The sequence below is a fragment of the Terriglobus sp. ADX1 genome (assembly GCF_036877645.1).
GTDB lineage: Bacteria > Acidobacteriota > Terriglobia > Terriglobales > Acidobacteriaceae > Terriglobus.
Genome location: NZ_JAEDXV010000107.1, coordinates 1 through 254 on the forward strand (window position 1 = coordinate 1; position 254 = coordinate 254).

Sequence of the window (254 nt, forward strand, 5' to 3'; positions counted from 1 at the left end):
ACGATACCCTCGTCGAGACCTGCCATCGCCCCCTTGAGGAGAGCCGTAGCCAAATGCCCTTTGACGATGCTCCGCATGGCGCTGCAAGGTCACTGCGTCCTGGGATTGCCAACCGGCCCGACATGCGGCGGCGATGGTTCGTCATCATCCCCGCAGTTTTTGTTACGTACAGCCTTGCGTATGTCGACCGCGCCAACTATGGCTTTGGCGCAGCCGCAGGGCTTGCCGATGAACTGCACATCACCGCGTCGCAA

The 254-nt window shown here is 61.0% G+C and carries 1 pseudogene; it reads left to right on the top strand.

The features are described from left to right. Positions 1–53 precede the first annotated feature (53 nt). Positions 54–254 (top strand): annotated as a pseudogene (locus JAO32_RS19820) (MFS transporter); the annotation flags it as partial.